Source organism: Streptomyces sp. NPDC059696 (genome assembly GCF_042733745.1).
GTDB lineage: Bacteria > Actinomycetota > Actinomycetes > Streptomycetales > Streptomycetaceae > Streptomyces.
Window position 1 is genome coordinate 125,867 of record NZ_JBHWFG010000022.1, and the last position, 20,085, is coordinate 145,951.

Genomic DNA, 20,085 nt, shown 5'->3' on the forward strand with positions numbered 1-20,085 from the left:
GGTTCCTCAGTTGTTCCGCGAGGCGTTGAACTTGTCGACCAGCTTCTGGTGTTCGGCGTTCGTCTTCGTGAACTTGCTGGTCTTGCCGTCGAGCGAGATGAAGTAGTACCAGCCGTCGTCCGTCGGCTTCAGGGCGCCCTTGATCGCGTCCTCGCCCGGGTTGTCGATCGGACCGGGCGGCAGCCCCTTGTGGAAGTACGTGTTGTACGGGTTGTCGTAGTTCCGCAGTTCGCTCAGACTCAGGTCGATCTTGCTCTGGTTCTTGATGTAGTTGTAGGTGGAGTCGAACTCCAGCATGCCGTTGGTCTGCGGGTTCCCGGGCTTCATGCGGTTGTAGACGACCTCGGCCATCTTGCGGAAGTCGTCGTGGCTGGTGCCCTCGGCCTGGACCAGACTGGCGACGGTGACGAGCTGCCACGGGTCCTCGAGTCCGAGGCTCTCGGCCTTCTTCTCGACCCCGAGCTTCTCGTACGTCGCGGTGGCCCGGGCGACCATCTGCTTCAGGACCTCGGCGGGCTTCTGCCCCTCGCTCACGCCGTAGCTGGAGGGGTAGAGGAAGCCTTCCAGCGGGTCCTTGACCTGGGCGTGGTTCTGCGCCCACGCGGGCAGGCCGAGCTTCTTGTAGTCCTTCTCGGCCACCGCCGCGGTGGTGCCCGCCTTGACGCCCAGCCGCTTGTCGATCAGGCGGTAGATGTCGGCGTTGCGCCGGCCCTCGGCGATGATCAGGTTGTCGCGGCTCTTCGGACTGAGCATCAGTTCGACCGCGCTGGCGGCCGACATTTGCTTCTGCAGCGTGTACACGCCGTCCTGGATGCTCCGGCCCTCGGGGTTGTCGGCCTGGGCCGAGACGAAGGCGTCGACGCTCCTGACGACACCGGCGGACTTCAGCGCCCGCCCGATCGCGTACCCGTCCGACCCCGCGGGGATCTCGACGGACACCTGCTGCCCGTTGCCGTCCCCCGCGAAGTCCGGGGCGTCACCGAAACGGTCCTGGTAGAACTGGTAGCCGAAGTAGCTCACACCCGCCAGACCGCCGCCGAGGATCACGGCGACCAGCAGGCAGGCCATGCCGTTGCGGCGCTTCTTCGGTGTGCCGCCGCCGCGTCCCCGCTTGTCGTCGCGCCCGCGACGCCCCTCCGGCTCGTCACCGTCGTCATCGTCGTCCCCGCCCGCGAAGAAGGCGTGCTCGCCCTGGTCGGGGCCGGGGTCCCAGTCCGTCTCCGGTTCCGGTGCGGCCAGTTCGGGCTCGACCCCGCGCCGGCCGGGCGGCTCCGGGGGTGGATAGGCGTCGGGCGTGCCGTAGTAGTCCTGCCGGCCCGCGTCGTACGCACCGGCCTGCTGGCCGTACGGGTCCTGGGGGTCACCGGGGTACGGGACCTGCTGGTGGGAGCCGGTGGCCCAGCCGCCGGTGTCGTACTGCTGCGGGGGGTAGCCCTGGGGCTGCTGGGGTCCGGGACCCTGGGGGCCGGGGTACTGCTGGTGACCATGGGCCTGCGCCGCGTACTGCTGGTCGTACGGGTACTGCTGCTGCGCCTGACCGTAGCCGGACTGGTCACCGGCGCCCCAGTCGCCGTACTGCTGCTGCGGCTGCTGTGGATAGTGCTGCGGCTGGCCGCCGTAGGGGGGCTGCTGACCCTGGTGGGCGTGCTGCCCGTCCCATCCGCCGTCCCCGTACAACGGGTCCTCCGGATGCCACGGTTCGGAGCCTTGGCCCCGGCCATACTCAGTCATCGATCCCCTAGAGCCGCGAGGCGGCGGTCGCGCGGCTTCCGGCCCGGCTCCCGCCCCGCCTCTTGCTGTGCGGTGGCTGTTCGAATGCCGCCGCATCGCGCGGAACGTTACCGTACCGCGATCAGATGACCACTTCGACGCCTTCGCCGGGTGCTTTACCTGACACCCGTTCGGATTCGAGGGCCTGTTGCAGGATGATCACGGCCGCTGCCTGGTCGATGACGGACCGGCCCTTCTTGGACTTCACGCCCGAGGCGCGCAGTCCCTGGCTGGCCGTCACCGTCGTCATGCGTTCGTCGACGAGTCTCACCGGAACCGGTGAGATCATGCGGGCCAGTTCCTGGGTGAAGCCCCGGACCTTGACCGCGGCCGGGCCCTCGCCCCCTTTGAGGGAGCGTGGGAGACCGACCACGACCTCCAGGGGCTCGTACTCCTCGACGAGTTGCTTCAACCGTCGCTGAGCTGCGGGGATGTCACGCCCCGGGACCGTCTCCACCGGGGTGGCGAGGATCCCGTCGGGGTCGCACGAGGCGACCCCGATGCGGGCGTCCCCGACGTCGATCGCGAGTCGACGTCCTCTGCGCATGCTGTCCGACCCGTCTCTTACTTGGCCGTCTCGGTGACCAGACGCTCCACGGCGTCCACGGCGTCACCGATGGCGGCAGGGTTCTGGCCGCCGCCCTGGGCGACGTCCGGCTTGCCGCCTCCGCCGCCGCCGAGGGTCTTGGCGGCCGTGCGGACGAGGTCGCCGGCCTTCAGGCCGCGCTCGCGGGCGGCCTCGTTGGTGGCGATGACCGTGAGCGGCTTACCGTTCGCCACCGTGAACAGGGCGACGACGGCGGCCCGCCCGCCCTGGATGCGTCCGCGCACGTCGAGGACCAGCTTCCGCAGGTCGTCGGCGGTCGTGCCGTCCGGGACCTGACCGGTCACGACAGCAACGCCGCGGATGTCCTTGGCCGACTCGGCGAGACCGGCGGCGGCCTGGAGGACCTTCTCGGCGCGGAACTTCTCGATCTCCTTCTCGGCGTCCTTGAGCTTGCCGAGCATGGCGGAGACCTTCTCCGGGAGCTCCTCCGGTCGGCCCTTGATCAGCTCCTGGAGCTGGGCGACGACCGTGTGCTCGCGGGCGAGGAAGTTGTAGGCGTCCACGCCGACCAGGGCCTCGATGCGGCGGACACCGGAGCCGATGGAGGACTCGCCGAGCAGCTTGACCAGGCCCAGCTGGGCGGTGTTGTGCACGTGGGTGCCGCCGCACAGCTCCTTGGAGAAGTCGCCGATGGTGACCACGCGGACGCGCTCGCCGTACTTCTCGCCGAACTCGGCGATGGCGCCCTGCTTCTTGGCCTCGTCGATGCCCATGACGTCGGCGCGGACGTCCAGGTCGCGGGCGAGCACCTCGTTGATCTTCTGCTCGACGTCGGTCATCACGGCCGTCGGGACGGCCGAGGGCGAGCCGAAGTCGAAGCGGAAGCGGCCGGGCTGGTTCTCGGAACCGGCCTGGGCGGCCGTCGGGCCGAGGGCGTCGCGCAGGGCCTGGTGGGTCAGGTGCGTGGCCGAGTGGGCACGGGCGATGGCCTTGCGGCGGCGGGAGTCGATCGAGGCGTGAGCCTTGGCGCCGACGGTCACCTCGCCGACCTGGACGACGCCCTTGTGCACGTAGACACCCGGGACCGGCTTCTGGCAGTCGCGGACCTCGATGACGGCACCGGTGTCGACCTTGATGCGGCCGGTGTCGCCGATCTGGCCGCCGCCCTCGGCGTAGAAGGGGGTGCGGTCGAGGACGATCTCGACCTCGTCGCCCTCGGTGGCGGCCGGGGAGGAGGCGCCGTCGACGAGGATGCCGACGATCGTGGACTCGGACTCGGTGTCGGTGTAGCCGATGAAGTCGGTGGCACCGGCCTGGTCGGCGATCTCACGGTAGGCGCCGGCGCCGGCGTGCCCGGTCTTCTTGGCCTGGGCGTCGGCCTTGGCGCGCTCCCGCTGCTCCTTCATCAGGCGGCGGAAGCCCTCCTCGTCCACGGAGAGGCCCTGTTCGGCGGCCATCTCCAGGGTGAGGTCGATCGGGAAGCCCCAGGTGTCGTGGAGCAGGAAGGCCTTGTCGCCGGGCAGGACGGTGCCGCCGGCGGCCTTGGTGTCGGTGACGGCCGTGTCGAGGATGTTGGTGCCGGCCTTGAGCGTCTTGAGGAAGGCGTTCTCCTCGGCGAGGGCGACCTTCTCGATGCGCTCGCGGTCGGTGATGAGCTCGGGGTACTGCTGGCCCATCATCTCGATCACGGTGTCGACCAGGTCCTTGACGACCGGACCGGTGGCGCCGAGCAGGCGCATGTTGCGGATGGCGCGGCGCATGATGCGGCGCAGGACGTAGCCGCGGCCCTCGTTGCCGGGGGTGACACCGTCGCCGATCAGCATCACGGAGGTGCGCATGTGGTCGGTGACCACGCGCAGGGAGACGTCCGACTCGTGGGCGTCGCCGTAGGCCACGCCGGTCAGCTCGGTGGCCTTCTTGATGACGGCCATGGAGGTGTCGATCTCGTACATGTTCTGCACGCCCTGCAGAATCATGGCGAGACGCTCCAGGCCGAGGCCCGTGTCGATGTTCTTGCTGGGCAGTTCGCCGAGGATCTCGAAGTTGTCCTTGCCGATGCCCTCGCCGCGCACGTACTGCATGAAGACGAGGTTCCAGATCTCCACGTACCGCTCGTCGTTGACGGCGGGGCCGCCCTCGGCGCCGAACTCGGGGCCGCGGTCGTAGTTGATCTCGGAGCAGGGACCGCAGGGGCCGGGCACGCCCATGGACCAGAAGTTGTCCTTCATGCCGAGGCGCTGGATGCGCTCCTTCGGCACGCCGACGACCTCGTGCCAGATCTGCTCGGCCTCGTCGTCGTCCTTGTAGACGGTGATCCACAGGCGCTCGGGGTCGAGGCCGTAACCGCCCTTGTCCTGGGGGCTGGTGAGCAGCTCCCAGGCGAACTTGATGGCGCCTTCCTTGAAGTAGTCACCGAAGGAGAAGTTGCCGCACATCTGGAAGAACGTGCCGTGCCGGGTGGTCTTGCCGACCTCTTCGATGTCCGGCGTGCGCACGCACTTCTGCACGCTGGTGGCGCGCGTGAAGGGCGGCTTGACCTCTCCCAGGAAGTAGGGCTTGAAGGGCACCATGCCGGCCGGGACGAGGAGCAGAGTCGGGTCGTCCGCGATGAGCGACGCCGAAGGGACGACGGTGTGACCGCGCTCCTCGAAGAAGCTCAACCAGCGGCGGCGAATCTCAGCCGACTCCATCAGTGGTCCTCATTCCGGTTGTACGGGTACGTCTGGTACGTCTGGTGCTGCGAACCGTCGACGTACTTGGGGTTGTTGCGGTTCTCGATGGCGATGTGCCGCCGGGGCGCGGGGAGTTCGGGATTCTCGTTGATCCCGAGGGCGTCGCCGAGTTCGGCCTCCCGCAGGGCCATGTTGTCCCTGACGTCGAGCGCGAAGCCGACCGCTCGGTCCTTGATGCGGTGACCGGCCTCGAGCGCCTTGTTCCCGGCGGTTCTGGCAAGGCTCTCGGGGGTCAGCTGCTTCAGCTTGCGATTGACCTTGGTGGTGGCCCACACACCGGCGGCGACGCCCGTGGTGAACCAGAAGGTACGGCGGAACATCGCTGGCTCTCAGTCCCTCTTGTCTCGGGCGCTGCGCCGGGTCACCGTGCGGCCCACGATCACGGTACGCCTGGACGCCTTGCCGGGCACGTCCTCCTTGCCGCCGCCGAGGGCCCGGCGCACGCCGTAGCCGAAGGCCGCGACCTTGACCAGGGGGCCGCCGAAGGTGGAGGCGACGGTGGTCGACAGCGCGGAGGCGTTCGACGTGACCTCTTGTACGTCGGAGGCGATCGAGTCGACCCGGTCGATCTGGGTCTGCGCGGAGCGCACCGCCGCGGAGGCGTCGGCCAGCAGCGGGACGGCCTGGTCGGTCACGTCCGCCACGAGCTTGGTGGTCGCCTTGAGCGTCTGGGCCACCCTCGCCAGTGCGACGGCGAGGAAGGAGACCAGGATCGCCCAGAAGACGGCCACCAGAATCCCGGCAACCTCTCCACCGGACACTGTGTGCACCCGCTCCCTGAAACGTGCCTGAACATCGAAAAAGTCGTGCGACGAGCCTATCGCGCCGGGGGTGGCGCTCCGTACCGGATTACCCTCCGGCACCGGGTCGATGGCGAAAGCCCTCTCCGCATCGCCCTCTGCCACCGGGTCGATCGCCGAAGCCCGCGCCGGATCGCCCTCCGGCCAGGGCGAACGCGACAGCCCGCGTCGGAGCGCCCCCTCGGCCGGGCAACGCGAAAGCCCGCCGCCTCGCCCGCCCGGAGGGGCGGGGAGACGGCGGGCCGGGGTACCGCGTGCCTGCCGTGGATCAGCGGGCGTAGTACTCGACGACGAGCTGCTCGTCGCAGATCACCGGGATCTCCTTGCGGTTCGGCTCGCGGTCCAGGCGGAACGCCAGGGCCTTGAGGTTCACCTGGAGGTAGCGCGGGGTCTCACCGTCGGGGGCGAAGCCACCCTCACGAGCGATCGTGAAGAGGGTCTTCTCCTTGGAGCGCTCACGGACCTGGACGACGTCGTCCGGGCGGACGCGGAAGGAGGGCTTGTCGACCTTCTTGCCGTTGACCGCGATGTGGCCGTGGACGACCATCTGACGGGCCTGGTAGATGGTGCGGGCGATGCCCGAACGCAGGACCAGGGCGTCGAGACGACGCTCGAGCTCGATGATCAGGGCCTCACCGGTCTTGCCCTGGACCTTGGAGGCACGCTCGTAGGCGCGGACGAGCTGGCGCTCGGACACGTCGTACTGCGCGCGCAGACGCTGCTTCTCGAGCAGACGGACCTTGTAGTCCGAGTTCTGCTTGCGGCCGCGGCCGTGCTCACCCGGGGGGTAGGGGCGGGCCTCGAAGTACTTGACGGCCTTCGGGGTCAGCGCGATGCCGAGGGCACGCGACTTCTTGACCTTGGGGCGGGACTGGTTCGCCACTGTTTTTCGCTTTCGTTGTATCGGCTTGTCAGGGTGGTGGGAGGTCGCATCCGCAGCCGGGGAAACCCGCCTGGGACCCTGTCGGGCCCGGGTGGGCAGCCGCTCCCCTGGTCTGGGCACATACGTGCAGCACGCGAGTGGCCCACCGACCGCTCCCGTCGCGGGACGGGTGGTGGTGGGCTGCCCGCGACACCGTTCGACGGTGCGCGACGCTCCTGGAGCCGATCCCGGGGGATCGGGACTCCGGCCGGCTGTCCCGTTCTGACTGCACGGGACGCGGCACTCCGGACGAGTTTACAGGGTGCTCAGGACCGCTTTCGACCGAGGTTCTTCCGGGTCCACTCCACCGCGTCCGCGTAGCGGGCCTCGGCGCCGTGCCGGGTCGGTGCGTAGTACTCGCGGTCCTTCAGCTCGTCCGGGGCGTACTGCTGGGCGGCGATGCCCTCGGGCAGGTCGTGCGGGTAGACGTAGCCCTGGCCGTGGCCGAGCTTGGTCGCGCCCTTGTAGTGACTGTCCCGCAGGTGGGCGGGGACAGGGCCGGCCAGGCCCTTGCGGACGTCCTCCAGGGCGGCGCCGATCGCGGTGGTCGCGGCGTTGGACTTGGGAGCCAGGGCGAGGGCGATGGTGGCGTGGCTGAGGGTGAGGGCGGCCTCGGGGAAACCGATCATGGCCACGGCCTGGGCGGCGGCGACCGCCGTCTGCAGGGCGGTCGGGTCGGCCAGGCCGATGTCCTCGCTGGCGGAGATCATCAGGCGGCGGGCGATGAAGCGGGGGTCCTCGCCGGCCTCGATCATCCGGGCCAGGTAGTGCAGCGCGGCGTCGACGTCCGAGCCGCGGATGGACTTGATCAGGGCGCTCGCCACGTCGTAGTGCTGGTCGCCGTCGCGGTCGTACTTCACGGCGGCCCGGTCGACCGTCTCCTCCAGGGTCGTCAGGCCGATCTCCGCCTCACCCTTGTCGAGCGCTGCTCCGGCGGCCGCCTCCAGGGCGGTCAGGGCGCGGCGGGCGTCGCCGCCTGCGATGCGCAGGAGGTGGTCCTCGGTCTCCTCGGGGAGGGTGACGGCGTCCTTGAGGCCGCGCTCGTCGGTGAGGGCGCGCCGGATGAGGGCCCTGATGTCGTCGTCCGTGAGCGGTTCGAGGGTGAGCAGCAGCGAGCGGGACAGCAGGGGTGAGATCACCGAGAAGTACGGGTTCTCCGTCGTCGCGGCGATGAGCGTCACCCAGCGGTTCTCGACGGCAGGGAGCAGGGAGTCCTGCTGGGCCTTGCTGAAGCGGTGGATCTCGTCGAGGAAGAGGACGGTCTCCTTGCCGTAGCCGCCGGAGGCGCGGCGGGCACCGTCGATGACCGCGCGGACCTCCTTGACGCCGGCGGTGATCGCCGAGAGCTCCACGAAGCGGGCGTCGGTCGCCTTGGAGACGACATAGGCCAGGGTGGTCTTGCCGGTGCCGGGCGGGCCCCACAGGAGCACCGAGGAGGGGCCGGCCGGGCCGGAGGCCTCCCCCACCAGTCTGCGCAGCGGGGATCCCGGCTTGAGCAGATGCTGCTGGCCCACGACCTCGTCGAGGGTGCGCGGGCGCATGCGAACGGCCAGGGGGCTGCTGGACGGCTCCTTCTCCTGGCGTTCTTCGGCTGCGGCGGTGAACAGGTCGGGCTCCACGTCCAAAACCCTAATTCACGGCACTGACAGTCCGGCCGGGCCCCGGATCCGGCGGCTCAGCTGAGCCAGAAGTCCCACCAGCGGGTCAGGATCAGCATGCCGATGATGCCGATGTGCAGCACGGGCATCACCCAGGTGAACTCGCCGAAGAAGCTCTTGAGCCAGCTCGGGGCGGGCAGGAAGCCCTTGCGGATGTTGAACGACGTCACGTACCAGAACATCAGGATGGTGGCGACCCAGGCGAGGCTGCACCACAGGCAGAGCGCGTTGATCCGGTACAGGGACTGGAACATCAGCCAGGCGCAGAAGCCCACGCCGAAGAGGCAGCCGGCGTTGAAGGTGAGCCAGTACCAGCGCGGGAAGCGGGCCCGGGCGAGCAGGGCCATGCCGACGCCGACGACGATCCCGTAGCAGACGAGGCCGAGCATCGGGTTGGGGAACCCGAAGACCGCGGCCTGCTTGCTCTCCATGACGCTGCCGCAGGAGACCACGGGGTTGAAACTGCAGCCGGGCGTGAACGTCTTGCCCTCGACCTTGGCTTCGAGGATCTTGAACTTGTCGATCGTGATGACCCAGGCGGCGAGCAGTCCGGCCGCGCCGGTGATCACCAGCAGCAGGGCGAGGGCCCGGCTGCCGCCCTCCGCCCGGGGCGCGCTCTCGGCGCGCTGCGGCTCGGGCTCCGTGGAGACGTCCTTGACTGTCGTCTTGCTCATCACGCCGATCCGTCACTTGAGACCTGAACATCTTCGGGCAGGGCCATTGTGCCGCAACGGGGCCGCCGTCCACCGTTCAGTGGACATAAGGATGTCCGTCCGGTCGTCCCCGAGGGGTGCATTCCGGCCGTCTCTCGTCGCATGGGCGCACAGGGGTACGACCTCGTCGTCGACGTGACCGGAGTTGACGCTCCGGCGCGGTGCGCAGGGCGCCGGGAGACCCCGGCGCCCTCCGCGGCACTCAGCCGAGCCTGGCCTCCAGCTCGGCCACGATCTCGTTGACGCCCACCGCCGTCTGCTCGCCCGACTCCATGTCCTTGAGCTGGACGACGCCCTCGGCGAGGTCGCGTTCACCGGCGACGACCGTGTAGCGGGCGCCGCTGCGGTTGGCGTTCTTCATGGCGCCCTTGAGGCCCTTGCCGCCGTAGGAGAAGTCGGCCGCGATGCCGTTCTTGCGCAGCTCGGTGACCTTGGCGAACAGGACGCGGCGGGCCTCCTCGCCGAGCGGGACGGCGAACACGCTGGTGGTGGCGGGCAGTTCGAGCTCGACGCCCTCCGCCTCCAGGGCGAGGACCGTGCGGTCGACGCCGAGGGCCCAGCCGACGGACGGCAGCGCGGGACCGCCGATCATCTCGGACAGACCGTCGTAACGGCCGCCGCCGCCCACCGCGGACTGGGAGCCGAGGCCGTCGTGGACGAACTCGAAGGTGGTGCGGGTGTAGTAGTCCAGGCCGCGCACCAGCTTCGGGTCGTCCTCGAAGGAGACGCCCGCCGCCGTGATCAGCTCGCGCACCTCCTCGTGGTACGCCTTGCACGCGTCGCACAGGTAGTCCCGCAGCAGGGGCGCGTCCCCCAGCTGCTTCTGGACCGCCTCGCGCTTGTCGTCCAGGACGCGCAGCGGGTTGATCTCCGCGCGGCGCAGGGTGTCCTCGTCGAGGTCCAGGCCGCGCAGGAACTCCTGCAGCGCCGACCGGTACACCGGCCGGCACTCCTGGTCGCCGAGGCTGTTGAGCAGGATCCGGAAGTCGCTCAGGCCCAGCGAGCGGTACGCCTGGTCGGCCAGGATGATCAACTCGGCGTCCAGCGCCGGGTCCTCCGCGCCGATCGCCTCGGCACCGACCTGCGAGAAGTGGCGGTAGCGGCCCTTCTGGGGACGCTCGTAGCGGTAGTACGAGCCGGAGTACCAGAGCTTGACCGGGAGGTTGCCCGCCTTGTGCAGGTTGGCCTCCAGCGCGGCGCGCAGGACGGAGGCCGTCCCCTCGGGGCGCAGGGCGAGCCGGTCGCCGCCCTTGGTCTCGAAGGCGTACATCTCCTTGGTGACGATGTCGGTGGACTCGCCGACGCCGCGCGCGAAGAGCTCGACGTTCTCGAAGCCCGGCGTCTCGATGTAGCCGTAGCCGGAGTTGCGCAGCGGGGCGGCGATCGCCTCACGGACGGCCAGGTACTTGGCGCTGTCCGGCGGGATCAGGTCGTACGTGCCCTTGGGGGCCTTGAAGGTGCTCACGGAAGGTCTCGTCACATTCCTCGTCGGGGAGCCTCGGGAGCTCCCTGGCCGGCCGCCACCTGCCGCAGATACGGGTTGGTGGCGCGCTCCTGGCCGATGGTCGTCTGGGGGCCGTGGCCGGACAGCACCACGGTCGAGTCGTCGAGCGGCAGGCACACGCGGGCCAGCGAGTCGAGCATCTCGGCCATGTCACCGCCGGGCAGGTCGGTGCGTCCGATGGAGCCGGCGAACAGCAGGTCGCCCGAGAACAGGATCGGCGGGATGTCCGCCGCCTCGGGCATGCCGAAGGTCACCGACCCCTTGGTATGGCCGGGCGCGTGCGCGACGGACAGCTCCAGGCCGGCCAGTTCCAGCTTCGCCCCGTCGGCCAGTTCCTTGACATCGTCCGGCTCCCCCACGGTCAGCTCGCCCAGCAGCGGCATGCCGATGGAGCGGCCGATCCCCTTCTCGGGGTCGCTCATCATGTACCGGTCGTCGGGGTGGATCCAGGCCGGCACGTCGTGCGCGCCGCACACCGGGACGACCGAGGCGACGTGGTCGATGTGGCCGTGGGTGAGGACGACGGCCACCGGCTTGAGGCGATGCTTCCTGATCGCTTCCTCGACGCCGTCGGCGGCCTGATGGCCGGGGTCGATGATCACGCACTCCTCACCGGCGGCGGGGGCGACGAGGTAGCAGTTCGTCCCCCAGGCCCCGGCGGGGAACCCGGCAATGAGCACGATCGTCCTTCGTTGTGTCGATACGGGCGGCTACGGCTGCTCACAGAGCCTACCGGCGCTGCCGATTCCTCAGCGAACCCATATACGGTACGGGGCACACGCAGGCGCTCGGCACTCAGGACGCAGGCGTACCGGTCGACGTTCGAGACCCATGAGGAGAGAACCCGGTGGTCAGCCAGGAACAGCGGCGGCGTCAGCTCGCCCGGGAGAAGTTCTTGCGGCAGCAGCAGCGACGCACGGACGCGCGACGCAAGGCCCGTATCCGCAACTCCGTGATCGCCTCGGTTCTCGGCGTGGTCGTGGTGCTCTCGGTGACGGTCTTCCTGACCAAGCCGTTCGAGGACGACGGCAAGAAGGAGAACGCGAACGCGGAGGTCAGCCCGAGCGCGACGCCCAGCAAGGCGCCGGACCCCTGCGAGAAGCCGGCCCCGGGCAAGGTCAAGTCGCAGACCTGGAAGAAGGAACCGGCGATGACCATCGACAAGTCCGCGCAGTACACGATGAAGCTGGACACGACCTGCGGTGAGATAGACGTCGCGCTGAAGGCGTCGGCCGCGCCGCACACCGTCAACTCGTTCGACTTCCTGCTCGGCAAGGGCTACCTGGACCACAGCAAGTGCCACCGGCTCACCGACCAGGGCATCTACGTCCTGCAATGCGGTGACCCGCAGGGCACCGGCATGGGCGGACCGGGCTACACCATCCCGGACGAGAACCTCAAGGACAAGAGCCTCAAGGGCGGGGTCTACCCGGCGGGCACGGTCGCGATGGCGAACCAGTACAACCCGCAGGCCAAGAAGGGCCGGAACACCGGGGGCAGCCAGTTCTTCCTCGTCTACCAGGACAGTCAGCTGCCGGCCGACTACACACCGTTCGGTACGGTGTCCGAGGCGGGCATGAAGGTCCTGAAGAAGATCGCGGCCGCCGGGGCGCAGGCTCCCGACCCTCAGACGGGCAATACGGCGCCCAACGCGACGGTCGTGATCAACAAGGCCACGATCACCGAATCCTGACCCCCAACTGCGAAATTTCGGTCGCGCGGGATGCGGACAGGCCCCCCGCCGGTCGCCTATGTTGGCCGTGACGAAACTGTGGACGATGCCCGGGGGAGCTTCAGGCCCCCCGCAGGCATCATGTGGAGGAGGCGCTGTGAGCAGCGACCCGTGGGGCCGCGTCGACGAGACGGGGACCGTGTACGTGCGTACGGCCGACGGCGAGCAGGTCGTCGGTTCCTGGCAGGCGGGCTCCCCCGAGGAGGCGCTGGCCTATTTCGAGCGCAAGTACGAGGGCCTGGTTGTCGAGATCGGCCTCCTCGAGAAGCGAGTGAAGACCACCGACCTGTCGGCCAAGGACGCCCAGGCCGCCATCGACCACATCCGGGAGCAGGTCGACGCGCACCACGTGGTGGGCGACCTGGACGCCCTGCGGGTCCGGCTGGACAAGCTCGTGGAGCTGGTGGAGGCGCGCCGCGAGGAGCGCAAGGCGCAGCGGGCGAAGCAGTCCGACGAGGCGCGCAAGTCCAAGGAGGCGCTGGTCGCCGAGGCGGAGGAGCTGTCGCAGTCCGACCAGTGGCGGGCGGCCGGTGAGCGGTTGCGGGCCCTGGTGGACACCTGGAAGGGGCTGCCCCGTCTGGACCGCAAGTCCGACGACGAACTGTGGCACCGCTTCTCGCACGCGCGGTCGGCGTTCTCCAAGCGGCGCAAGCAGCACTTCGCGCAGCTGGACGCGCAGCGCGAGGAGGCCCGCCGCACCAAGGAGCGGCTGGTCTCCGAGGCGGAGGCGCTGTCGAACTCGACGGACTGGGGCGCGACGGCGGCGCGCTACCGCGAGCTGATGTCCGAGTGGAAGGCCGCGGGCCGCGCTCAGCGCGAGCACGAGGACGACCTGTGGAACCGCTTCCGCGGTGCCCAGGACGTCTTCTTCGCGGCCCGCAGCTCGGTCTTCGCGGAGCGGGACGCCGAGCAGGCGGAGAACCTGAAGCTGAAGGAGGAGCTGGCCGAGGAGGCCGAGAAGCTCCTGCCGGTCACGGACCTGAAGGCGGCCCGCGCGGCCTTCCGGAACGTGAACGAGCGCTGGGAGGCCATCGGCCACGTGCCGCGCGACGCCCGGCCCAAGGTCGAGGGCCGGATGCACGCCGTCGAGCGGGCCATCCAGGAGGCCGAGGAGGCCGAGTGGCGCCGGACGAACCCGGAGGCACGCGCGCGTGCCGCGGGTCTGACCGGCCAGCTGCAGGCCGCCGTGGACAAGCTCCGGGGTCAGATCGAGCAGGCCCGCGCGCAGGGCAACAACGCCAAGGCCGACAAGCTCCAGCGTGAGCTGGACGGCCGGCAGGCGCTGCTGGACCAGGCGCTGAAGGGTCTGCAGGAGTTCGGAGGCTGATCGGCCGACGCGCACGCGAGAGGGGGGCTCCCGTACACCTCGTACGGCAGCCCCCCTCTCGTGTGGCCGCAGTGGGCGGTTAGGACCTGCTGCGCGCCGAGGTCACCCGGTACACGTCGTAGACGCCCTCCACTCCGCGGACCGCCTTGAGGACGTGGCCCAAGTGCTTCGGGTCGCCCATCTCGAAGGTGAAGCGGGAGGTGGCGACGCGGTCGCGGGAGGTCTGGACGGCCGCGGAGAGGATGTTGACGTGCTGGTCGGACAGCACGCGCGTGACGTCCGAGAGCAGCCGGGAGCGGTCCAGGGCCTCGACCTGGATGGCGACCAGGAAGACCGAGGACTGGGTGGGCGCCCACTCGACGTCGAGGATGCGCTCGGGCTCACGGGAAAGCGAGTCGACGTTCACACAGTCGCTGCGGTGGACCGACACCCCGCTGCCGCGGGTGACGAAGCCGATGATGGGGTCGCCGGGGACGGGTGTGCAGCAGCGGGCCAGCTTGACCCACACGTCCTCGACGCCCTTGACCACGACGCCCGGGTCGGCGCTGGAGCGGCGCTTGCGGCTGCGGCCGCGGGCCGGCGGGACCGACTCGTCGATCTCCTCGGTGGCGGCCTCCTCGCCGCCCAGGGCCTGGACCAGCTTCTGCACGATGTTCTGCGCGGAGACATGGCCCTCGCCGATCGCCGCGTACAGCGCGGAGATGTCGGCATAGCGCATCTCGTGCGCGAGGGTCACCAGGGAGTCGCCGGTCAGGATGCGCTGGATCGGCAGGTTCTGTTTGCGCATCGCACGGACGATGGCGTCCTTGCCCTGCTCGATCGCCTCGTCGCGGCGCTCCTTGGAGAACCAGGCGCGGATCTTGTTGCGGGCGCGCGGTGACTTGACAAAGCCGAGCCAGTCCCGGGAGGGGCCGGCCCCGGCCGCCTTGGAGGTGAAGACCTCCACCAGGTCGCCGTTGTCGAGGGTGGACTCCAGCGGGACCAGCCGGCCGTTGACGCGGGCGCCTATGGTGCGGTGCCCGACCTCGGTGTGCACCGCGTAGGCGAAGTCCACCGGGGTGGCCCCGGCGGGGAGCGCTATGACGTCGCCCTTGGGGGTGAAGACGAAGACCTCGTTACGGGACAGGTCGAAGCGCAGGGACTCCAGGAACTCGCCCGGGTCCTCGGTCTCCTTCTGCCAGTCGAGGAGCTGGCGCAGCCACGCCATGTCGTTGAGGTGGTCGTCCTTGCTCTTGCCGGACGACTTGGGGGCGTCGGTGCGCACCTTGGACGCGCCGGCGACGGCCTCCTGCTTGTACTTCCAGTGCGCGGCGATGCCGTACTCGGCGCGGCGGTGCATGTCGAACGTGCGGATCTGCAGCTCGACCGGCTTGCCGCCGGGGCCGATGACCGTCGTGTGCAGCGACTGGTACATGTTGAACTTGGGCATCGCGATGTAGTCCTTGAACCGGCCGGGGACCGGGTTCCATCGCGCGTGCACGGTGCCGAGGGCCGCGTAGCAGTCGCGGACGGTCTCCACGAGGACGCGGATGCCCACCAGGTCGTAGATCTCCGCGAAGTCCCGGCCGCGGACGATCATCTTCTGGTAGACGCTGTAGTAGTGCTTCGGGCGGCCGGTGACGGTCGCCTTGATACGGGCCGCGCGCAGGTCCTGCTGGACCTCGTCGGTGACGATGGCCAGGTACTCGTCGCGCTTCGGTGCCCGCTCGGCCACCAGCCGGACGATCTCGTCGTACATCTTGGGGTAGAGGATCGCGAAGGCGAGGTCCTCCAGTTCCCACTTGATGGTGTTCATGCCCAGGCGGTGGGCGAGCGGCGCGTAGATCTCGAGGGTCTCGCGCGCCTTCTTCTCCTGCTTCTCGCGCTTGAGGTAGCGCATGGTGCGCATGTTGTGCAGGCGGTCGGCGAGCTTGATGACCAGGACGCGCGGGTCCTTGGCCATGGCGACGACCATCTTGCGCACGGTCTCGGCCTGCGCGGCCTCGCCGAACTTGACCTTGTCCAGCTTGGTGACGCCGTCGACGAGCAGCGTGACGACGTCGCCGAAGTCGCGGCGCAGGTCGTCCAGGCCGTACTCGGTGTCCTCGACCGTGTCGTGCAGCAGGCCGGCCATCAACGTGGCCGGATCCATGCCCAGCTCGGCGAGGATGGTGGTGACGGCGAGGGGGTGCGTGATGTACGGGTCGCCGCTCTTGCGCTTCTGGCCGCGGTGCCAGCGCTCGGCGACCTGGTAGGCGCGCTCGATCTGGCGGAGCGTGGCCGTCTCGATCTTCGGGTCGTTGCCCCGCACTATGCGCAGCAGCGGCTCGAGCACCGGGTTGTACGGGTTCGCGCGCTGCACACCGAGGCGGGCGAGGCGGGCGCGGACGCGGTTGGAGGAGCCGGAGCGGGCCTGCTGGCCGGCCGCCTGACGGACCGCGGGCGGGGTGGGCTTGGGCCGCGACTGCTCGGCGGGCTTGTCGACCGGCGCCGCCTGGGCGTGCTCGACCGGCCCGCGGGTGTCGTTCTTCGCGTGGGGCGCGTTCGGCGCGGGCTTGGCCGAGGCTGCCGAGGCGGACTCGGGCTTGGCGGCGGTCAGGTGCTGGGCCTCGTCTGGCAAGAGGACTCCTCGTGCGCGATCCGGGTCCCCCGGTCAGGCTCCGGACCCCCATGGTAGCGATCCCGGGCTCCGGGATCGCCTTCAGGCCAATGTGAGGACCGTCTACCGGGGAATCGTCCATAACGCACGAGGCGGGCGCCGGATTCCCCGGGGCCCGCCTCCGCGGTGTCGTGCCGGTGTGCACGGGCGGCCGTGCGGCCGTCAGACCGTGAGCAGCGCCTCCAGCGGGGCGCCGCCGAGCGCCGGTTCCAGGCGGGCGCGGCCGCCGAGGAAGCCGAGCTCCATGAGGACGGCGAGACCCGCGACCTCGGCGCCGGCCCGGCGGATGAGCTGGACCGAGGCCTCGGCGGTGCCGCCGGTGGCGAGGACGTCGTCGACGATCAGCACCCGGTCCTCGCCGGCGAGGTCCTCGGCGTGCACCTCGATCTCGGCCGAGCCGTACTCCAGGTCGTAGGCCTGGGCGAGGGTGGCTCCGGGGAGCTTGCCCGCCTTGCGTACGGGGATGAAGCCGAGACCGGCGCGGACGGCGACCGGGGAGCCGAGGATGAAGCCCCGGGCCTCCAGGCCGACGACCTTGGTGGCGCCGGTGCGCGCGGCGATCTCGGCGAGGGCGTCGGTGAGGGCGGTGAACGCCGACGGGTCCGCCAGGAGCGGGGTGATGTCCTTGAACATCACGCCCGGCTCCGGGTAGTCCACGACGTCCCTGATGCGGCTGAGGAGGAGGTCCCTGATCTCGGTCATCGGCGCTTCCCCGAGGGGCGTCCGCGGCCACGCGTGCGCGAGGCGGGCTGGTTGCGCGGCCCGACCACCGCGGGCGCGGCGTCCTCGGGCTCGTCCGTGTACACGTCGTCCTCGCCCCGGACCTCGGTCTCGCCCTTGGCCCGCTTGGCCAGGACGCGCTTCTTCAGGGCCTTCATCTGCGGCTCGCGCTCCTTGAGGTCGGCGACGAGCGGCGTGGCGATGAAGATCGAGGAGTAGGCACCGGCGGCGAGACCGACGAACAGCGACAGCGAGATGTCGTTCAGCATGCCGGCGCCGAGGACACCGCCACCGATGAACAGCAGGCCCGCGACCGGCAGCAGCGCGACCACCGTGGTGTTGATGGAGCGGACCAGGGTGCTGTTGATCGAGCGGTTGGCGACGTCGCTGTAGGTCCAGCGGGTCTGCTTGGTGAGGTCCTTCGTCTGTTCCTTGAGGCTGTCGAAGACCACGACCGTGTCGTAGAGCGAGTAACCGAGGATGGTCAGCAGACCGATCACCGTGCCCGGTGTGACCTCGAAGCCGACCAGGGCGTAGATGCCGACGGTGATGGTGATGTCGTGGATCAGCGCGACGAACGCGGCGAGCGCCATGCGCCACTCGAACGCGATCGCCAGGTAGATCACCACGAGGAACAGGAAGATGCCGAGGCCCTGCCAGGCCTTGTCGGCGATCTGGTCACCCCAGCTGGGGCCGACCAGCTCCGCGTTGATCTGCTCCGAGTCGATCTTGAGGTCGTCGGCGAGGGTGTTCTTGATCTTGTTCGCGGCGTCGGTGTCGATGCCCGCGACCTGGATGCGCAGGCTGCCGTCGCCGAGCTTCTGGACGATCGCGTCGTGGCCGGAGGCCGTCTCCGCGTACTCCTCCGCCTGGGACACCGAGGCGGTGGTGTTCTTCGGGGTGTTGAAGACGGCGCCGCCCTGGAACTCGATGCCCATGTTCAGCCCGCGCACCGCCAGACCGACGATGGCCGTGATGGTGATCAGGATCGACAGGCCGTACCAGATCTTGCGGTTCTTGATGAAGTCGTAGCCGACTTCGCCGCGGTGCAACCGGGCGCCGAGGGTGCCGAGCTTCGACATCTCACGCCTCCTTCGTCTCGACGGGGGCGGAGGGACGGCGGGTGCGGCGCAGCGGCGGCTGGGCACCCAGGCTCTTCGGGTCGAGGCCGGACCACTTGTGGCCGTTCGCGAAGAACGGACGGCGGGCCATCAGCGTCAGCAGCGGCTTGGTGAAGAGGAACACGACGACCACGTCGAGCAGGGTGGTCAGGCCGAGCGTGAACGCGAAGCCCTGGACCTTGCCGACGGTGACGATGAACAGCACCGCGGCGGCGAGGAACGACACGAAGTCGGAGACCAGGATGGTGCGCCTGGCGCGCGGCCAGGCCCGCTCGACGGCGGGGCGCAGGGTGCGGCCTTCCCGGATCTCGTCGCGGACGCGTTCGAAGTACACGATGAACGAGTCCGCCGTGATGCCGATCGCGACGATGGCACCGCAGACCGCCGGCAGGTTCAGCGCGAAGCCGATGGCCGGGCCGAGCAGGGCCATGAGCGTGTAGGTGAGGGCGGCGGAGACCAGCAGCGAGAGGATCGCGATGAACGCCAGGCCCCGGTAGTAGGCCAGCAGGTAGATGACCACGAGCGCCAGACCGATCGCGCCGGCGATCAGACCGGCCTGCAGCTGGTCACCGCCGAGCGCGGCGGTCACGGTCGTCATGCTGTCGACCTTGAAGGTCAGCGGCAGGGCGCCGTAGCTCAGCATGTTGGACAGGTCCTGGGCGGACTGCTGGTTGAAGTTGCCGGAGATCTCGGCGTTGCCGCCGGTCAGGGCCTGCCGGACGTACGGGTCGGAGACGACGTCGCCATCCAGCACGATCGCGAACTGGTTCTGCGGGGACTGGTTCTGCGCCAGCTTGCCGGTGATGTCCGCGAACTTCTTGGCGCCGGCGTCCGTGAAGTCCATCGTGACCGTCCAGCCGGCGCCGGTCTGGGTGTTCAGCACGGCCTGGGCCTTGTCGACGTCCGTGCCGTCGACCTCGGCGGGGCCGAGGATGTACTTCTGCCACTGGCCCTGCGCGTTCTTGCCGCAGGCCAGGGTGGGCTGGGAGGCCTTGACGCCGTCGCCCACGCTGGAGCGGGTCTTGGCGTCCGTGCAGTCGAGCTTGGCGTACTTGGCCTGCAGCGCGCTCGCGTCGGCCTCGGCGCTGCCGCCGCTCGCCGACGGGGAGGGGCTGGATCCGGGCTTGTCCGACGCGCTCGCGGACGGCGTGGCGTCGGCCTTCAGCCCGTCGGTGACTGCGCGGCCCTGGGTGGTGGGCGTGGCGGACGGCGAGGCGGAGTTCTTGTCCGTGGCCTCGGGCTTGTCGGACGCCTTGCCGGACGGCTTGCCCGAGGGGCTGCCGGTGGGGCTCGGGGAGGGGCTGGCCGTGCCCTTGCCGCCGGAGACCTCGGTGGCGATGACCGGGCGGAAGTAGAGCTTGGCGGTGGTGCCGACCTGCTTGCGGGCCTGCTCCGAGTTGGTGCCCTTGGGAATGTTGACGATGATGTTTTCCCGGCCCTGCGTCTGGACCTCGGACTCGGAGACGCCCAGACCGTTGACGCGGCGCTCCATGATGGAGACGGCCGTGTCCATGTTGGTCTTGTTGATCGCCGACTCGTTGCCGGCCTCGGGGACCGCACGGAGCGTGATGCTCGTACCGCCGGCAAGGTCGATGCCGAGTCGCGGCTTGGTGTGCCCCGAGGCGAACATTCCACCGGTGAGCGCCGCGATGGCGATCAGGATCAGGGCCAGCGAGCGCCCCGGCTTGCTCTGGGCGCTCGCGTTCCTGCCCTTTTTAGGTGTGGCCACCTTCTCGTACTCCCTCTCGGGCCACCTCGCTCCGGATCGGCGGACGGGCGGCCATGACATGGTGTCGGGATTCCGTGCGAGCTGGGCGTGTCCCGGGGGGGGGGGGGGGGGGGCCGCCCCCCCCCCCCCCCCCCCACCACCCCCCGCCCGCGCCCGGCCGGCGGAAAACAAA

At 69.8% G+C, this 20,085-nt stretch carries 16 protein-coding genes; 2 read left to right on the top strand and 14 right to left on the bottom strand.

Features of this window, described 5'->3' with window-relative positions:
* Window positions 1-6: 6 nt before the first annotated feature.
* The 10 genes from mltG to ACFV20_RS23990 all read right to left on the bottom strand — a co-directional run bounded on the left by mltG (window position 7) and on the right by ACFV20_RS23990 (window position 11,326).
* A complete protein-coding gene (gene mltG, locus ACFV20_RS23945; RefSeq protein WP_385659519.1) occupies window positions 7-1,731 on the bottom strand; it encodes an endolytic transglycosylase MltG in 1,725 nt (574 codons plus the stop codon).
* A 121-nt stretch (window positions 1,732-1,852) separates the two neighbouring features.
* Window positions 1,853-2,317 (bottom strand): Holliday junction resolvase RuvX, encoded by a 465-nt coding sequence (gene ruvX, locus ACFV20_RS23950; RefSeq protein ID WP_385659521.1) that lies wholly within the window; start codon window positions 2,315-2,317, stop codon window positions 1,853-1,855.
* A gap of 17 nt (window positions 2,318-2,334) precedes the next feature.
* A complete protein-coding gene (gene alaS / locus ACFV20_RS23955; RefSeq protein WP_385659522.1) occupies window positions 2,335-5,007 on the bottom strand; it encodes an alanine--tRNA ligase in 2,673 nt (890 codons plus the stop codon).
* Window positions 5,007-5,369 carry a hypothetical protein gene (locus ACFV20_RS23960; RefSeq protein WP_385659524.1) on the bottom strand — a complete coding sequence of 121 codons (363 nt, stop codon included), beginning with the start codon at window positions 5,367-5,369 and terminating at the stop codon, window positions 5,007-5,009. Before ACFV20_RS23960 ends, alaS begins: the two co-directional genes overlap by 1 nt.
* Before the next feature lie 9 nt (window positions 5,370-5,378).
* On the bottom strand, window positions 5,379-5,819 hold the full coding sequence (locus tag ACFV20_RS23965; RefSeq protein ID WP_385659526.1) for a DUF948 domain-containing protein: 441 nt from the start codon (window positions 5,817-5,819) through the stop codon (window positions 5,379-5,381).
* A gap of 298 nt (window positions 5,820-6,117) precedes the next feature.
* Window positions 6,118-6,732, bottom strand: coding sequence for a 30S ribosomal protein S4 (rpsD, locus tag ACFV20_RS23970; protein ID WP_010046470.1), 615 nt, complete (start codon window positions 6,730-6,732; stop codon window positions 6,118-6,120).
* Between the two features lie 305 nt (window positions 6,733-7,037).
* A complete protein-coding gene (locus ACFV20_RS23975; RefSeq protein ID WP_385659528.1) occupies window positions 7,038-8,390 on the bottom strand; it encodes a replication-associated recombination protein A in 1,353 nt (450 codons plus the stop codon).
* 56 nt (window positions 8,391-8,446) lie between these two features.
* The gene (locus tag ACFV20_RS23980; protein WP_385659529.1) at window positions 8,447-9,103 is read right to left on the bottom strand and encodes a vitamin K epoxide reductase family protein; all 657 of its coding nucleotides are present in this window, start codon (window positions 9,101-9,103) and stop codon (window positions 8,447-8,449) included.
* 241 nt (window positions 9,104-9,344) lie between these two features.
* Entirely contained in the window at window positions 9,345-10,607 is a 1,263-nt protein-coding gene (gene hisS / locus ACFV20_RS23985; protein WP_385659531.1) for a histidine--tRNA ligase, read from the bottom strand.
* Between the two features lie 11 nt (window positions 10,608-10,618).
* The gene (locus ACFV20_RS23990; RefSeq protein WP_385659533.1) at window positions 10,619-11,326 is read right to left on the bottom strand and encodes an MBL fold metallo-hydrolase; all 708 of its coding nucleotides are present in this window, start codon (window positions 11,324-11,326) and stop codon (window positions 10,619-10,621) included.
* A gap of 167 nt (window positions 11,327-11,493) precedes the next feature.
* Here ACFV20_RS23990 and ACFV20_RS23995 point away from each other — a divergent pair, with 167 nt between their 5' ends.
* Together ACFV20_RS23995 and ACFV20_RS24000 are read left to right on the top strand one after the other, a co-directional pair.
* Window positions 11,494-12,339: a peptidylprolyl isomerase gene (locus tag ACFV20_RS23995; protein WP_385659534.1), complete on the top strand. Its 846-nt coding sequence runs from the start codon at window positions 11,494-11,496 to the stop codon at window positions 12,337-12,339.
* Between the two features lie 136 nt (window positions 12,340-12,475).
* Window positions 12,476-13,705, top strand: coding sequence for a DUF349 domain-containing protein (locus ACFV20_RS24000; RefSeq protein WP_385659536.1), 1,230 nt, complete (start codon window positions 12,476-12,478; stop codon window positions 13,703-13,705).
* A gap of 79 nt (window positions 13,706-13,784) precedes the next feature.
* Here the strand turns inward: ACFV20_RS24000 and relA are convergent, their stop codons facing one another.
* From relA to secD, 4 genes are all read right to left on the bottom strand, one after another.
* Window positions 13,785-16,304: a GTP pyrophosphokinase gene (relA, locus tag ACFV20_RS24005; protein ID WP_385659538.1), complete on the bottom strand. Its 2,520-nt coding sequence runs from the start codon at window positions 16,302-16,304 to the stop codon at window positions 13,785-13,787.
* A 201-nt stretch (window positions 16,305-16,505) separates the two neighbouring features.
* The gene (locus tag ACFV20_RS24010) at window positions 16,506-17,045 is read right to left on the bottom strand and encodes an adenine phosphoribosyltransferase (RefSeq protein WP_385659540.1); all 540 of its coding nucleotides are present in this window, start codon (window positions 17,043-17,045) and stop codon (window positions 16,506-16,508) included.
* Window positions 17,042-18,145: a protein translocase subunit SecF gene (gene secF / locus ACFV20_RS24015; RefSeq protein ID WP_385659541.1), complete on the bottom strand. Its 1,104-nt coding sequence runs from the start codon at window positions 18,143-18,145 to the stop codon at window positions 17,042-17,044. Before secF ends, ACFV20_RS24010 begins: the two co-directional genes overlap by 4 nt.
* Window position 18,146: 1 nt before the next feature.
* The gene (gene secD, locus ACFV20_RS24020; RefSeq protein WP_385659543.1) at window positions 18,147-19,913 is read right to left on the bottom strand and encodes a protein translocase subunit SecD; all 1,767 of its coding nucleotides are present in this window, start codon (window positions 19,911-19,913) and stop codon (window positions 18,147-18,149) included.
* Between the last annotated feature and the right edge of the window lie 172 nt (window positions 19,914-20,085).

What these genes read in the sequence shown, in the direction of transcription:
- mltG (WP_385659519.1), bottom strand. Translation starts at nt 1,731, where the DNA reads ATGACTGAGTATGGCCGGGGCCAAGGCTCCGAACCGTGGCATCCGGAG.
- ruvX (WP_385659521.1), bottom strand. Translation starts at nt 2,317, where the DNA reads ATGCGCAGAGGACGTCGACTCGCGATCGACGTCGGGGACGCCCGCATC.
- alaS (WP_385659522.1), bottom strand. Translation starts at nt 5,007, where the DNA reads ATGGAGTCGGCTGAGATTCGCCGCCGCTGGTTGAGCTTCTTCGAGGAG.
- ACFV20_RS23960 (WP_385659524.1), bottom strand. Translation starts at nt 5,369, where the DNA reads ATGTTCCGCCGTACCTTCTGGTTCACCACGGGCGTCGCCGCCGGTGTG.
- ACFV20_RS23980 (WP_385659529.1), bottom strand. Translation starts at nt 9,103, where the DNA reads ATGAGCAAGACGACAGTCAAGGACGTCTCCACGGAGCCCGAGCCGCAG.
- ACFV20_RS24010 (WP_385659540.1), bottom strand. Translation starts at nt 17,045, where the DNA reads ATGACCGAGATCAGGGACCTCCTCCTCAGCCGCATCAGGGACGTCGTG.
- secF (WP_385659541.1), bottom strand. Translation starts at nt 18,145, where the DNA reads ATGTCGAAGCTCGGCACCCTCGGCGCCCGGTTGCACCGCGGCGAAGTC.